Here is a 14517-nt window from a genome sequence, read left to right as displayed (position 1 = left end):
AGAATCATGGAATCGACTCAAATGATGCAACCTAAGCTGCTAATTCAACGACGAGTACAGCCTTTACTGGCTCGGTTAAGCAAGGACAACGTGATTCTATTTGGGCTGTTGGCATTTTTGTCTGTAGTCATGACGCTGTTTATTCTGATGCCATTGTGGGCGATGCTGAAAAAAAGTGTTCAGAATGCTGATGGTGAATTTGTAGGTTTACAGAATTTCGCGACCTATTTCGCTTCTCAAAGCCTTTGGCAATCTGTGGGTAACACTTTTACGTTGGGCTTGTTGGTAACGACAGTGGTTGGTGTTTTAGCGTTTGGTTACGCTTATGCGTTGACTCGGTCATGTATGCCTTTTAAGGGGTTATTTCAGGTATTAGGCTCTGCGCCGATCCTTGCGCCTTCATTACTTCCTGCAATCAGTCTGATCTTCCTATTTGGTAACCAAGGCATTGCCAAAAAACTCCTCGGTGGCAACTCGGTATATGGCTTAATTGGCATCTCATTAGGCCTGATATTCTGGACGTTTCCACATGCCTTGATGATTCTAACCACTTCACTCAGAACGTCCGATGCCCGTCTTTATGAGGCAGCACGTGCACTGAATACGTCGTCGCTCAAAACCTTCTTCATGGTTACCTTACCTGCAGCCAAATATGGCTTGATCAGTACGCTTATCGTGGTGTTTACGCTGGTGGTGTGTGATTTTGGTGTACCGAAGGTGATTGGTGGTAGCTACAATGTTTTGTCGACGGATATCTTTAAACAGGTAGTAGGGCAGCAGAACTTCTCAATGGGTGCAGTAACCAGTATTTTGTTGTTATTGCCTGCATTGCTTGCATTTACGGTGGACCGCTGGGTTCAAAAGAAGCAGAAGAGCTTATTTGATACCCGCTCTGTAGCTTACCAACCAGAGCCAAGCCCACTGCGTGATGGAGCATGTTTCCTGTATTGTGCTGTGATATCAGCAGCTGTGGTGATCGTGCTTGGTATGGCGGTATACGGCTCTATGGTCACCTTTTGGCCTTGGAACAAAGCGCTGACATTGAACAACTACAACTTTGCTGAGATGAGTACCTATGGTTGGACTCCATTCTTCAACTCACTAACGCTAGGCGCATGGACTGCCATTATCGGTACCGTATTGATTTTCTTAGGTGCGTACTGCATTGAGAAGGGCAGAGCATTTGGTCCTGTTCGTCAGGCGATGCAGATGCTCAGTGTTGTGCCAATGGCCGTTCCTGGGATGGTACTGGGTTTGGGCTACATCTTCTACTTCAATGATTTGAGTAATCCACTTAACTTCTTATATGGCACAATGGCGTTCTTGGTTATCAATACCGTGGTTCACTATTACACGGTTGGGCACATGACGGCATTAACTGCATTGAAGCAGCTGCCTGCAGAAATTGAAGCCACTGCAGCCTCGGTAAACCTACCGCAATACAAGTTGTTCTTTAAAGTAACGGTACCAGTTTGCCTGCCTGCGATTTTAGATATTGCGACATACCTGTTTATTAATGCACTTACCACCACATCTGCGGTAGTATTCTTGTATTCTACCGATACGATACCTGCGTCAGTTTCAGTACTGAATATGGACGACGCGGGGCAAACCGGTGCAGCAGCAGCCATGGCGGTAATGATCATGATATCTGCAGCGAGTGCGAAGTTGATTCATATGTTAATCAATAAGTTATTTGAGAAGCGCACCCAAGCTTGGCGCAAGCGCTAGCGAACCATTGTAGATTGCAGTTGGCCAAGGAGTGGCTGACGACAAGAATAAGAATGAAGGAAATTAAGTGCAGTACGTAAAAATCAAAGATGTCATCGTAGAGCAGATAGAGTCTGGGATGTTAACACCGCGACAAAAGCTGCCTGCGGAACGTAAGCTTGCTGAGTCGTTTGATACAACACGCGTTACGTTACGTGAAGCGTTATCTTCGCTCGAAGCGGAAGGGCGCATTTATCGAGAAGATCGACGAGGTTGGTTTATCTCGCCAGCACCACTTCGTTACGATCCAACACAAACATTGAACTTCACTAATATGGCTCTGGCGCAGAATCGTAAGCCGAAAACTGAGCTGATCTCTGCCAAGGGAATGCTCGCCACGAAGGAGGCGACTAAGCTCCTTGAACTGCCTCCTTTCTCGGATGTTTATCGCGTAGATAGAGTTCGTTATCTTGAAGATAGGCCTGTTGTGTATGTGACAAACTACATTCGACCAGAGCTATTTCCTAACTTGCTCGATTATGACCTGTCTAAATCACTAACGGACATCTACCGTGAGCACTTTGGTGTGGTGTATCAGAAGATTCGTTACCGTGTGAGTACAACGTCTTTGCTGGGTGAAACCGCGCAAGCACTGCGTGCAACTTCTGGCTCTCCTGCAATGGTGGTAGAGCGTGTTAACTACAATCAAAACGGCGATTTGATTGACTGTGATATTGAGTATTGGCGTCATGATGCAATCAGTATTGAATCGATAGCTCAACTCGAACGCTAATCACTTTGACACTGTGTTAGTTAACTAACGGGTCCCTGATAATTCTGTAGGGGCGTCCGGTTTCAATGATTTAAGGTCTCTCATCCAGAGACCTTTTTTATCACTTCAATTAAGCTGTTGCTTTTATTTTATATTTACTAATGATTTAGGAACGAAATGGAATTCTCTGCCATCATCATCGTGATTATTTCGGCTCTACTGCATGCGGGCTGGAATGTTCTAGGTAAATCAAACCAAGGCTCTGGCTCATCCTTCTTCTTAGCGTCTGGCTTTGCCGCTGCTGCTATATTGACTCCTTATCTTATCTGGTATGTCGATAATGTTGGCTTTGCAAATATCTCTCTTCCATTTTGGCAATTAGTTTTGCTGAGTGGGATCTGCCAAATTATTTATCTAATTGGTTTAGGTGCTGCCTATAAACAAGCTGATATTGGTGTTATTTATCCAATGGCTCGAGCATTGCCTGTGTTGATGGTTGGTTTGGGAACCGTATTAATTGGCTACGATCTTTCCGTTAATCAATGGGTTGGATTTGCACTGATTACATTAGGTTGTTTGTTTGTTCCATTGAAACAGTTCTCTGAGCTGAGGCTGAAAGCTTACCTGAACCTTGGCGTGTTGTGGGCTCTCATCGCGGCTATTGGTACTACGGGTTACTCCATTATTGATAAAGAAGCGCTTTTGTTATTGGAGCCATTAAGCACGTCTAACATTACTAATAAACATACGGCGATTTTCTACCTAGGCATTCAATTTTGGGCGATCGTGATTCCGCTGAGTATTTGGTTATTGGTGACCAATCAAAGAGTCGAGTTTAACAACGCGTGGATACTACGTAAGAAAGCCACGGTTGCAGGCATTATGATGGCATCGACCTATGGCTTAGTGTTATTTGCGATGACCATGACAGAGAACGTCAGCCTGGTTGTGGCACTTAGGCAAGTCAGTATCATCTTCGGTGTCGTGATGGGGATCTACTTTTTAAAGGAAAAGTGGCACATGACTCGCGGTGTAGGCGTTGTTTTGATTCTTATAGGTCTAGTTACCTCACTGATTTAAAAAGCGCCTACTAGGCTATCTTGCTTTGAGAGATAGAAAATGCTCTCTGGCATTAGAAAGTAAAACGCCCTGAACGATGGATTGATCGTTAAGGGCGTTTTCTTATTTGGTCTTGAGGCAGGCTACGTGGTGATTGACCTAGTCTGCGAGAGCTTGAGCATCTTGTTGCTTGATTACCTTATGCCCATCTTCACTGACGCCACGTTTCCAGTAGCTACTGATGTAGATGTTCTCTTTTGCGACTTCTTTTTCGTTTCTGAAGTACTGTCTGAGTTCACGCATGCTTTCAAATTCACACGCTGTCCATACTGAAACCTGACCGTCTAACCACGTTAAGCTGCGAACCGTTTGGGATAGTGTTTCTGATGTTTCATCTTCAATTAGCCAAGTGATCTTGATGCCTTCAGGGGCTTCTAGCTCTTGCTTGTCTGCTGCTGAATTGATCTGGATAACAGCGTGCCCTGTTGCGTCTTCTGGCAGTGTTTTTACTTTTGCGGAGAGCGCAGGGAGTGAAGTCATATCTGCCACTAAGAAGAACCAATCTGACTCTAGGTTCAGCCCCTGAATTAAACCTGGGCCAGCCACTGAAATAGTATCACCAACTTGTGCGCTCATTGCCCATCTCGCAGCAAAGCCACATTGAAGATCTTTAGTGATATGGCGAACGAAATCGACTTCGATGAACTTCTCTACAGGATTGTAGTGGCGAATGGTGTAGGTGCGCATGGTTGGACGCTCACCTTCATTTAATTGACTCAAGTCGGTGGTGCCTAGTGGCGAGAATAGTAGCTTGATGTAGCCGCCTACACATTCAGCAGGGTACTTACTTAATCCCTCACCGCTAAACGTAATACGCTGCATGTTTGGAGTAATGGTTGAGGTTTGAGTAACGGTTAATGTGATAGGGCTAGGCTTGCTCATATAAGGCTCTCTTAGATTTTGATGCCCACATAATAATCTCGAACCAGAAAACACTCAATACTAATAATTATCATTTACTATAATTTACATAATGAAAATCCAAAGGTGAGATTTTTTATAAATCATTAAAAATATAGACAAAAAAGCCCTTCAGAAAACTGAAGGGCTTGATGGGTTAGGTCGGTTGAACGTGAGAGTAGTTAGCTGTTAGCTTGTTCTAGTTCAATCGTTTCATCAGCGGCTTTTGCTGCTTCTAGCATCTTACGAATAATGAAAGATGCACCCATTGCAATACCTACCATTACTACCGCAAGAACAGTCAGCATTTGGAAGTAGTCGCCGTAAACTGTTTGAACGATCTCTTGTGTGATCTCTTGACCTTTCTCTAGTGCAATTGACGTTGAGAATACCGCGCCAACGATACCTGATAGTGCGATTGCTACAGAGAATAAGCTTACAGAGAAGTTCTCGATGTGCTTAGGTGCCACAGACAGGATGAACGCCACTACCATAGAGCCCACAATTACTTCACCGAATGCTAGGAAGAAATGGATCGCTAGGAATACTTCAGGACGAATCAGAACGTCTTCACCAACGGTAGTCACTGCCATCGTCAGGATACCAAAAGCGATAGCCGTCAGGATGAAAGAGAAACCTACTTTCGTTGCTGTAGAGAAGTTGATGTTTTTCTTTTCTAGGCTAGAGAAGATACCGGCGATGATAGGGCCAGCCACCATACACCATAGTGGGTTCATTGCCATTGATGCTTCTGGTGCAACAGGAATGAAGCCAAATAGATCACCACGCATGGTGTTGATTGCCACCATTGTCATCGATGTCATCATTTGGCCGTAGTACACGAAGAAACATGTAGTCAGGAATGTGATGATTAAGATCGTGCCCATTTTCAGCATGTCTGATTTCTTTGATTTCACCATCAAAGAGACAAAGTAGATAATGGCTGCAGCACCGATCGCGTAAACGATGTTTTGGCCAATATCCATGTTAGAGAACATGAAAAATACTAAGCCGATCATTGCTGCAGATAAGCCTAGGAAAGCGGCCCAGTTTTTAGTGCTTACTGGTTGCTGGTCGATCTCAGCACTTGCTTCAACAAGGCCTTTACGGACAAACAACATCATCAGTAGTGCCGCGCCTGCTAGAACAGCAGACAGAAGGAAGCCACCGTGGAAGCCAACAACAAGCACTAGCATTGGGAACAGATATTGACCTAGTAGAGCACCAATATTGTTTACTGAGTAGTTGATAGGGTAGCAGTTTTCAAAATCTTCTTGTGTTTTGAACGTGCGTTTGTAGAGACTTGGGTAAGAAGGAGACATCAAACCACGTGCATAACTTGCTAACGCAATACCACACAATGCCATAGGAACATTGGTTGCTGCTGCGCCGAGTACCAGTAAAACGTAACCACTCGCGAATCCTAGGAAAGCGATAGTTAGAGATCGGTAAGCACCTAAGAATTTGTCGGCGATGAAACCACCAGCAATAGCAAACAGCGGTCCGATTGCAGAGAAAGCACCAACCACCATCATGGTGTCGGCTTCGTTGTAGTTCAGGTCCTCAAGGAAGAAACGAGTCAAGATCACCATGACGCCATAGAACGAAAGTCCAAACATCATTTGGCAGAACATCATTGATTTGTTTAATCTATTCCACATTATTTTATTCTCACATTAGTATTAATATGTAGTGTAATTACCCAATTATAATACCATTGATAGTAATACATAAACTGAAACATCTCTCCCAAACCGGACTTTGCTCGATATATCTTTTCTTATGAGTACATTCATATTTTTCATGAATGAAATTTGCAATGTTAGATTTTGCTAGTGGATGTATGATTGTGTGAAAATTAGTCGGTTTCATTTGTGGCTAAGTAATGAACTATTAAAGGAAAAATTAGCGAGATTCATTCGGTAAATGCTTTTAAGTGAGTATCACTTTCAATTGCCGGTTGGGTTCGAGCCAATAAAAAAGCCAGCTTGGTGGCTGGCTTTGTTTTGATATTGAAAACTAAGTTTACATGAATGACCCTTCTACAAGGGCATTGTGAACTCGTGTTCTTGTCTGCTATTCACACGGTGGCGCCATGTGTATCACCGCTAAGCCGCCTAACGACGTTTCTCGGTACTTCTTGTTCATGTCTTTACCTGTTTGGTACATGGTCTCGATAACTTTGTCTAACGAGATAAGACATTTACTCGTACGTTTTAGTGCCATACGTGATGCGTTGATCGCCTTCATTGCGCCCATCGCATTACGCTCAATGCATGGTACTTGAACCAGTCCGCCAATTGGGTCACAGGTCATACCCAGTGAGTGCTCCATCGCGATCTCAGCGGCAATACAGATTTGCTCGTTACTGCCACCACGAAGGGCCGTTAAGCCAGCCGCTGCCATTGAAGAAGATACGCCAACTTCACCTTGGCAGCCTACCTCTGCACCTGAAATAGACGCATTGGTTTTGTATAGAATACCGATGGCGCCAGATACCGCTAAAAAGTCTTTGAGCTGTTTGGTATCCAGTTCTTTGATGAAACGATGGTAGTACATTAATACTGCAGGAATAACGCCAGCCGCACCGTTGGTTGGCGATGTGACCACTTGGCCACCAGCTGCATTTTCTTCACTTACGGCAAAGGCAAATAGGTTAATCCAATCCATGATCTCCATTGGATCGTTCTCAATCGAGGCATTCGCTTCAAGTTTTTTCAAGAGAGCGGGTGCTCGACGTGTGACTTCAAGGCCACCATCTAGGATACCTTCAGTATCAAAACCACGCTGCATACACAGTGACATCACCTTCCAGATTTGATCTGCTTTTTGGTCAATGGCTTCCATATCTTGGAAGGATACTTCGTTGCGTAGGATTAATCCGCCAAGGCTCATTCCATTCTTATCAGCGAGCTCAAGGAGTTGGTCAGCAGATGAGAAAGGGAATTCAACTTGGGTTTCAGACTCTTGTTTGCCGTTTTGCAGCTCATCTGCAGTTGCGATGAAACCACCACCTATCGAGTAGTAGGTTTCCATATCCAAAAGTTTACCGCTCGCATCAAACGCAGAGATTGTCATACCGTTTTCATGAAGCGGCAGATTGGTTTTGTGAAAGAGCAAGTCGCTCTCTACATCGAAGTGAATCTCATGGTGACCACTCACCATAAGAGACTTGTCTTCAATCGCTTTGCGCATTGCTAGATTAGCACTGGTTATTTTGATGGTATCAGGGCGGTTGCCAAGTAGACCTAACAGGGTTGCTCGGTCAGTGTGGTGGCCGATACCTGTTAATGATAGTGAGCCGTATAAGTCGATTTGAATACGGGTAACTTGGTCAAGTACAGATTCAATCTTTTGGGTAAAATTAAACCCTGCGATCATTGGTCCATTTGTATGGGAGCTAGAAGGCCCAACCCCAATTTTATAGATATCAAAAATAGACAGCATAGTAACTTCCTGTGAAGACGGTTCGATGGACGAACTCTGTGTAAAATTTGTATTTTGTTCGTTTCACTTATATGTGTGAAAGCGTTCTCTGTTTAAAACTAAAACTAACGCTAACCAGCGTAGCCCTGTGGACCCTATGATCGTGCTATTGTGCTATTAAGCTGCACTTTGATTGTCGAGTCCTTATTGTGTTGCTCTGCAATAGTGAGCATTATTGCGAGTAACTTATAAGAATTTCAAAATACTTTTGTTCACAAGTATTGTATACATAATTCACTCCATCTAATCCCCAAAACGAGACTTGAACATAAAATGAGCATTAATAACCTCCTTATTGTGCTGGGTAAACGGCTTAATGAGAATGAATTGACTGAGGAAGGAATCAGTCGAGTTGATGCTTTGGTGAAGTATCTGGCGGAGTTCTTGAACGCAGAGCGTCGCTCGTCTACAGCGGTCGCTTTTTGTGGTGGGGTAACCAAAGGGCAGAGTGTTTCGGAAGCCGATGCGATGCACCGATACTTTCGAGAGTTGGAAAGCCTCCGCGAAGTCCCGTTTACTCTGGGAGCGATTTTATTAGAACAGCATTCAACCAATACTGTAGAAAACATCCAAAATTTAGCTGCTGAGATGATAGAGAGTGGTCTGTTTACTCGTGGGCAAGGTGTAAAGATAACGTTTGTGTCGAATGACTATCACTTGCAACGAATCTTTGAGATTCAAACGCTAATGGACGAGCAAGGTTTGCTCAAAGTTCTCATTGAAAAGTGTTCGGCGCTTGGCGTAGAACTGCAGATAGATCGCAAGTTGGAGGCTCATGTTGCAGTCCCATATCCTCACCAAACGACTCAAGGTCAGCTGTTTTTATTGATGGATGTGCTTACAACGTACCGAGTGTATCTCGAAGGAGTATGTGCCGGAGCGTTTAAGCGAGATTTGAAGATGGTGAGGTCGGAGCCAGAAAGGCTTTCCTTGGAAGCCTTGGCGAAAGCAAAAGGCTTAGTCGGAAGTTCACCTAAGTTTAGTATTGTGGAAAGTCTGCTTCCGGTATTGGAAGGCTGTATTCGAGGTACTCCAATAGGTACGGATATAAAAAAAGTCAGGGAGTACCTAGCGTTACTAGATACCAACCTAACTTTTCTGAATCGATTGTTAGACCCTGAATCGGATCATACGCATCGCTGGTGGCGATAAATCGTTATTTTTTTCTGGTGATGGCAAGAACTGTTTTTAGGCTAGCAAACGCAATTAAGCAGTAGGCGAGTAGTTCTGTGCCTTCTTCTGCAATGTTTTTAACGGCGCGAACGTAATCATCGCCCATCACATTGTGCCAAAAGCTACCCATACCGAATAGGCGGGAGAATACTAACAGTAACATTACGCCTGTCACTAACAGGTTCATGTGCGGAGAAGCCAAAATAAGGGCAAGTTGATCGATAGTGCGCTTGCCGTTTTTTACAGCATAAAAAATAGCGCTACCAGCAACTAGCGCAGCAGGAACAACCCATGCACCGTGTGCGATCTTATCGAACCAAAAATCCATTTCACGAATGAACAGTACAGCGAAGAAGGCGCTAATGAGAGCCGCAGCGTGTTTTACTTCACTTCTCTTTCTCGCTAGGTAAGCAAAAGAACCTGAACTTACGATAAGTAGCAGCTGCTGCAACATTTCTGTCACTGAGATCTCACCAACATTTCCGTTCAACAATACAAAATCAATTCTTAGCGCTAAGTTAGCAATAATACCAATAGCGAGAACGACTAAAGCGGTTTGGCAACGCTTGTAGATCACTTGAGAGGTCGATTGAGAAAGGGTGAACTCAGGGAGTTCAAAAGACATGTGAGTTTGCTCTTCCGTTTTAGAATGGTTCTTCATTTCAATTCAACCTGTAAATATTTGTAACAGGCCGGCATTCTATCCGCTTGGAATTTGACAATGTCAGGGAAATGTCAGCAATAAAACAGTGTACAATTGGTGTGTATATACGGTAAACCGCTGCCAATTGGCAGCCAGTTTACGTAATTGGTTGAATTAAAGAGGGGAAGGGATTGGTGGGTATCAGAGTGGAGCGCTATTCACTTTTAGCTTCTGAGTCTTGCTCATGATTATTTCGGTAATATTCCCATTGCTCAATACGTTCACCGTCATCAAAAACACAATAAGTGGTGCGTTGATTGTTTTCTGTGACCGTGTCTAATTCGCCATCCTGTTGAACACAATAAACGGCCGCTGGATTAGCGACTGAAACACGTTGGCCTTCGCTATACTCTGCATAGTCGTTTGCACAACCACCTAATACAACGGCAAATACAGCCATCAAACCAATTTTCTTCATGTTTATCTCCTACGTGATAACTCTATAGTTGAATACGTTAAGTTCTACAGAACCCAATTAGAAGCTCTATCAAATGAGTATATTTTAGATTTCAGAAAAGGTTGTTCTAATTTGGTCAAGATATTGAAATAGGTTGATATTTCGCCATGTTTAGCTGCTTTTTGAGGGCTAGATCAAGCTAAGCTAGTCGGGTTATAGAAGGGCATTAATTGTTGATTGAAGGCTTTTCAGAGGCTATGTGATGTTTTCTTGCTATATCGGCTATGAGGTACAAAGTTAGAAGGCGTGTTGATGTGAATCGCTATGAACCTCGAATCTATGATTGATTATGATATGATGCCGCCAAATTCAGTTGAGCAGTCAGAGCCATGAGACATCTAAAAACCACCATTCACCCAGATATCGATCACCTAGATAACAAAACAGTTTATAAGCGTAATGCCGCCAGAGCGATTGTCTTAGATGGTGAAGATATTCTGATGCTTTATACCGAGCGTTACCACGACTACACCATCCCTGGTGGTGGTTTAGATGAAGGCGAAGATGTGATTGCGGGCATGGTCCGAGAGCTTGAAGAAGAGACGGGTGCAAAGAACATTCATGGCATTAAGCCGTTTGGAATTTTTGAAGAGTTTCGCCCTTGGTACAAAGATGATGCAGATATCATGCATATGATTTCTTACTGCTATTCCTGCAAGATCGATCGTGAACTTGGTGAGACGGCTTACGAAGATTACGAAGTTAAAAACGGAATGAAGCCTGTGTGGATGAACATCCATGAAGCGATTGCTCATAATGAAAAGACGATGGCCGAAAGTCCTAAAAAGGGCATGAGCATTGAGCGCGAGACGTTTTTGTTGCATTTGATCGCAAAAGAAATGCTTTAATCTCACTCAAGCTTATATTGCAGTAATAGCACAGCAGTAATTGTTCAGCTGTAACTGCACTGCAGCCGACATTGATCTTTGAACTGTTTAATTTCACCCCGCATTTAAGCAGTTCATCGTTAGCGCTTTCAGTCCCCCCAACTTTGCTTACAGCCAATAGTCATTATTTCTCCAGTTTCACGCAGCTCCCTGCTGTTTGAGCGACATGTTTATTTGCTTGGAGTCTACTTATCACACTCCTTTCAATGACAAGTTGTCAAGTTGACTCATTCCCTCATCAAATTGATTCCTATTTTGAAGAAAGTGTTTGTTTATTTTTGATCTTAATAAGTCTACAGAAAAATAAAGACATATTTTCAATGGCTTAGGTTTATTTTCTAAGTGTTCAAAAACTTGGCTCTTCTCTTGCTTCTTTGTCTTATGCAGCTCGTTGTGTCGGCACCAAAATAAAAAAGTAGACATCCTTTGTCTCGTAGCATCAGATTTTAGGGAGACATTTATTTAGCTTTGCCGTTCAGAGTTTACGTACTTTTCAAGGAAATCGCCCAAGCGAAGAAGAAGTCGAGGTTTACTATGAAATACAAGCAAATTATCTATCTCATTGGCGCAATAGTTAGCGTCCCAGTCCACGCAACCATCGTGGATTTGGATTTTTCAAACCACATAGAGTCAACGAACGGAAGTAGTGGTTGGGCGGGGCCAACCTACGATGGCGCCTCCATGCACTTCCTCAATGTCGGTACACACAATGGAAAGACCATTGATGCTAAGGTATCCAGTAGCGTATTTGGTGATGCGACATTTGTGTTTCATGCACCTAATTACAAAGTCGGCGCAACACAACCGTCAGGCGATATTGGTTTCCTCTATCAAACTAACTCAGCCGGTTCTGCAGGTTTGATTTATACCTTTGAGTTCTTTGACGGAACAGATGGTCTATCAGGTACTTTCTCGGTCCCTTACACCATTCCTGAATTTGAAATGATCGGTTATGACATTGATGGTGAGCCCGTTCAGTCAGAGCAAGTTCGTGTATTTAAAAGCGAAGGTTTTTACAGTTATCAGCTAGGGAGCGCGAGTGCCAGTTTGACTGCTGAAGAGAGTGCTGATGGCAATTCAGTTCTCTTCACCGGACCAGGTACTAATTATTCTGAAACCGATACGTCAGGTGCGGTTAAATTTACCTACAAAAATACCTCTATAGTTACCCTCCAGTTTGAAACTGTTACTACCAGTGGCAGTGGTTTCCCTAATCCAATCTTTTCAGCGTTTGATGGTAACTGGGATTTAAGTGGTTTTACTAATCCGATAGAGAGTTCCGACGAGTCTGATTTCGGCGATGCGCCGGATACCTATGGAACATTACAAGCAAGCAACGGTGCGGAGCATGCTGTTTCTTCAACGCTCTATCTCGGGGCTAATATCGATGCTGATTCTGACGGACAACCGGGCGCCTTATCAAACGGTGATGACTTGGATGTTGACGGGAATGATGACGACGGTATTACGCTACTAACTAACTTAGAAATTGGGTTGGATAGTCTCATTAACGTTAACGTTGTGGGTAATGGTTACCTACAAGCTTGGGCTGACTGGGACTTGAGTGGTACTTTCGATGATGATGAACAAATCTTGAAAAACCATTCGGTTGTTGAAGGGGGCCAAGTGGTTCCAATTCGAGTGGCTGATGATGCGAGTGTGGGAACTGTACAAACACGTTTCCGTCTAGCGAGCAGCCCTAACATTCCAAGTGATGGTTACGTTGGTGACGGGGAAGTCGAGGATTACGTGTTCAACGTGACTGATCCGGGAACCACAATTCAACACTCTAACTACTACACTGCAGCGTTCGAAGATAACTGGCCTGAAGTGGGTGACTTCGATTTAAACGATGTTGTTGTTTATTACCGAACCACCATTCTGAGTAAAGACGATGCTGTATTGCGTATGGATATCAGCGGTAGCATCATGGCCTACGGTGCCTCTTATGGTAACGGCTTAGGTTGGAAATTGAGTGGCTTTGATGAGTCGGATGTCGACTTACAGACCGCCAGAGTGCAGAAAAACGGCGCAACTCGTGTGAATATCTCACCGTTTACGGGCGAAGATAAATCGGTTGCATCGCCAGGAGGTGACCTTGTTGTTGTCGCTTCGTTGAACTTGAAAAACGATATCCCGATTAACGATGAGTGTATGTTCCACCGTACGAATCCATCTTGTAATCCGTCTCTTGAGTCTGACCAAATGACGTTCAGTATCTCACTACCGTTTAACGACGACGATCAACCAACGGTAAGTTCACTTCTACCATTGAGTGGTTTCGACCCGTTCATCTTTGGTCCAGGTGAAGGCTATTACCATGGCTCTAGTTTTACTGGCTCTCCGGGTAAAGATCTTGAAATTCACACAGCGGATCTTCCACCAACGTCACGTGGTACGTTAGTAAGCGACTTTTACGGTGTGGCACAAGATGATTCAGACCCAAGTAGTGGAAAATACTACAGAACTACGCAAAACATGCCTTGGGGTATTTTGATTTCATCTCCTTGGAATCACCCATCCGAGTACATTGATATCAGTGAAGCGTTCCCAGACTTTGCAGAATGGGCGACGTCTGGCGGTTCTTCTAAACCGACTTGGTATCTAAACCCTAACTCAGACAAAACTTGGTCTACTGAAGATTAATCAAGGAGGATTTATGAAACTATCAAAACTAATGCTAAGTAGTGTGACTCTTGTCTTCCTTGCTGCGTGTGGCGGAGGCGGCGGTGGTGGTGGCTCTACCACATCAGCTCCAAGCTCTGTCCCACCAGCGGATGATTCTTCATCAGGCAACTCGTCATCTGCTAATAACACAGTGACGTCTAGCGTCGCGCCTGCGGCACAAGTGTTGAGATCGGTCGAGCTGACCATACCGGAAGACTTTGATTTCTCAACTGAGAGGGAAGTCGCTGTGACGGTCGATGTCGCAAGTTCACAAAGTTCGCGGGGCTTTATGAGCTTGTACACTGAGTTTGATGGGGACGTTGTCGACTACACCTCACAAGTGTTAAGAATGCCTATTAATGAAGACACTGACTTTTCAACAACGCTATTGTTGCCCAACCATGTTGATAAAGTTTGGGTCGAAGTGTGGTACCCATCAGCATTGGGTAGCGAGGTTAGAAACTCATATAGCATAGAAAATGACCAAGTCGATGTGATTCTCTAACATGGTATGAGTGTTAGTTAGCGCTTCATATTCGAACCATTAATATCTTTGCCGCCATATTGGCGGCAAAGTTGTTTCTGCAATACAAAAAATGAATAGGACTGACGAATAATGGAATGTGGTTGATATTGTCAACTA

The 14517-nt window shown here is 43.9% G+C and carries 12 protein-coding genes; 7 read left to right on the top strand and 5 right to left on the bottom strand.

Going from position 1 to position 14517, the window contains the following annotated elements; translation table 11 throughout:
- Positions 1-21 precede the first annotated feature (21 nt).
- From F0232_RS12805 to F0232_RS12795, 3 genes are all read left to right on the top strand, one after another.
- On the top strand, positions 22-1731 hold the full coding sequence (locus F0232_RS12805; protein WP_171750833.1) for a putative 2-aminoethylphosphonate ABC transporter permease subunit: 1710 nt from the start codon (positions 22-24) through the stop codon (positions 1729-1731).
- A 67-nt stretch (positions 1732-1798) separates the two neighbouring features.
- The gene (gene phnR / locus F0232_RS12800; protein ID WP_061031211.1) at positions 1799-2503 is read left to right on the top strand and encodes a phosphonate utilization transcriptional regulator PhnR; all 705 of its coding nucleotides are present in this window, start codon (positions 1799-1801) and stop codon (positions 2501-2503) included.
- Between the two features lie 156 nt (positions 2504-2659).
- Positions 2660-3562, top strand: a complete 903-nt coding sequence (locus tag F0232_RS12795) for an EamA family transporter (protein ID WP_061031210.1) — start codon at positions 2660-2662, stop codon at positions 3560-3562.
- A 138-nt stretch (positions 3563-3700) separates the two neighbouring features.
- Here F0232_RS12795 and F0232_RS12790 read toward each other — a convergent pair whose 3' ends face one another.
- The 3 genes from F0232_RS12790 to F0232_RS12780 all read right to left on the bottom strand — a co-directional run bounded on the left by F0232_RS12790 (position 3701) and on the right by F0232_RS12780 (position 7948).
- Complete coding sequence (locus F0232_RS12790) at positions 3701-4483, bottom strand: siderophore-interacting protein (RefSeq protein ID WP_105058009.1); 783 nt, start codon at positions 4481-4483, stop codon at positions 3701-3703.
- Positions 4484-4683: 200 nt separating this feature from the next.
- Complete coding sequence (locus F0232_RS12785) at positions 4684-6162, bottom strand: peptide MFS transporter (RefSeq protein WP_081090286.1); 1479 nt, start codon at positions 6160-6162, stop codon at positions 4684-4686.
- 415 nt (positions 6163-6577) lie between these two features.
- Positions 6578-7948 (bottom strand): L-serine ammonia-lyase, encoded by a 1371-nt coding sequence (locus tag F0232_RS12780; RefSeq protein ID WP_019820442.1) that lies wholly within the window; start codon positions 7946-7948, stop codon positions 6578-6580.
- A 312-nt stretch (positions 7949-8260) separates the two neighbouring features.
- Here F0232_RS12780 and F0232_RS12775 point away from each other — a divergent pair, with 312 nt between their 5' ends.
- Positions 8261-9139 (top strand): YdcF family protein, encoded by an 879-nt coding sequence (locus F0232_RS12775; protein ID WP_105058010.1) that lies wholly within the window; start codon positions 8261-8263, stop codon positions 9137-9139.
- 4 nt (positions 9140-9143) lie between these two features.
- On the opposite strand, the gene F0232_RS12770 is transcribed toward F0232_RS12775, so the two are convergent.
- Together F0232_RS12770 and F0232_RS12765 are read right to left on the bottom strand one after the other, a co-directional pair.
- Positions 9144-9821 (bottom strand): hypothetical protein, encoded by a 678-nt coding sequence (locus F0232_RS12770; RefSeq protein ID WP_061031206.1) that lies wholly within the window; start codon positions 9819-9821, stop codon positions 9144-9146.
- Positions 9822-10017: 196 nt separating this feature from the next.
- A complete protein-coding gene (locus F0232_RS12765; protein ID WP_061031205.1) occupies positions 10018-10281 on the bottom strand; it encodes a DUF333 domain-containing protein in 264 nt (87 codons plus the stop codon).
- Positions 10282-10649: 368 nt separating this feature from the next.
- Between F0232_RS12765 and F0232_RS12760 the strand changes: the two genes are divergently transcribed.
- The 3 genes from F0232_RS12760 to F0232_RS12750 all read left to right on the top strand — a co-directional run bounded on the left by F0232_RS12760 (position 10650) and on the right by F0232_RS12750 (position 14379).
- Positions 10650-11168, top strand: coding sequence for an NUDIX hydrolase (locus F0232_RS12760; RefSeq protein WP_004742421.1), 519 nt, complete (start codon positions 10650-10652; stop codon positions 11166-11168).
- A 573-nt stretch (positions 11169-11741) separates the two neighbouring features.
- Positions 11742-13853 carry an LruC domain-containing protein gene (locus tag F0232_RS12755; protein ID WP_105058011.1) on the top strand — a complete coding sequence of 704 codons (2112 nt, stop codon included), beginning with the start codon at positions 11742-11744 and terminating at the stop codon, positions 13851-13853.
- Between the two features lie 13 nt (positions 13854-13866).
- Positions 13867-14379, top strand: a complete 513-nt coding sequence (locus F0232_RS12750; RefSeq protein WP_105058012.1) for a hypothetical protein — start codon at positions 13867-13869, stop codon at positions 14377-14379.
- The last annotated feature ends 138 nt before the right edge of the window (positions 14380-14517 follow it).

This window comes from Vibrio sp. T3Y01 (assembly GCF_013114525.1).
Lineage (GTDB): Bacteria > Pseudomonadota > Gammaproteobacteria > Enterobacterales > Vibrionaceae > Vibrio > Vibrio chagasii_B.
This window is presented reverse-complemented; position numbering and strand designations above follow the sequence as displayed.